This window comes from Shewanella atlantica (assembly GCF_003966265.1).
In the GTDB taxonomy this organism is placed as follows: Bacteria; Pseudomonadota; Gammaproteobacteria; order Enterobacterales; family Shewanellaceae; genus Shewanella; species Shewanella atlantica.
Window position 1 is genome coordinate 1 of the sequence record NZ_RXNV01000046.1, and the last position, 1,033, is coordinate 1,033.

Sequence of the window (1,033 nt, forward strand, 5' to 3'; positions counted from 1 at the left end):
AACCAGTTTTAATTTCAGGCCTAATAATCAATCGATTAAAGCATGTAACTCAACCAGGGGCTCAATCTCTCAGCAAATATAGTAATTGAGTAGTCAAATAACTGCTCCCATTGAATCTCAAAAACCTCAAGATCTGCAGCTTAATTCTACTGAACAGAATCGCTCCCTTGCAGTGAGAGGAGAGAGTTCAGATAGAGTAGCGGGAGATACCTGCAACTTTCTGTGTAGGAGCGCGCTTTAGCCGCGAAGCTTGTCTTACACATGAGCCATTCCCGGCTAAAGCCGGTCCTACACTTTCCCCATGTTCGGGGGTTAACTCTAAAAATACAGAGTCTGGCTAAAAACGAAAATAGCCCCCAATACTAATACTAATTTCTAGGGATTATCGCGTTAATTAAGGAGTGCGTCTGTCATGGTCAGCTTCGGGCGACCGCCATGGCCTTTCATTGGTATCCCTACCATCCAGGCATTTGTTAATCCTAAACATCAGATAGTGGAAGTGTCGATATTGAAGGAGCATTTATCGACCGACATCGGGGGTAAGCATTGCATGTACGTGCTTAAGTGGAGAGGTCACCTGATATCAATACGAACAAGTTCGAGCTGAACACTCAAAATATCACTGATTCCTAAACGCAAAAAAGCCACCACTCTTTATAAGGTATAAGAAGGTGGCTTCTCTACTTAAAATAAGGAGTGCGCCTGTCATGGTCAGCTACGGATAAATCCTCCGCGTTCAATGGGCGCAAAGCTGCGCTTCGCCAACAACGCCCATCTCACCCTACTCCACATGGGTATTGAGCCTCACTGCGTTCGGACCTTTTACTTTCCCCATATTCGAGTGGTCATTTCTTGTAGCAAAGAGTCCACGCGAAAAACGAAAAAAGCCCATTGCGTTAGCAATGGGCTTTATCGACTCTCTTAAAGAGAAATTAGGCGCCTGGAAATGACCTACTCTCACATGGGGAGACCCCACACTACCATCGGCGCAATTGCGTTTCACTTCTGAGTTCGAGATGGGATCAGGTGGGAC

1 rRNA gene is annotated in these 1,033 nt (G+C 45.7%); it reads right to left on the bottom strand.

Features of this window, described 5'->3' with window-relative positions:
- Positions 1–938: 938 nt before the first annotated feature.
- A 5S ribosomal RNA gene (gene rrf / locus EKG39_RS23260) occupies positions 939–1,033 on the bottom strand; the annotation flags it as partial.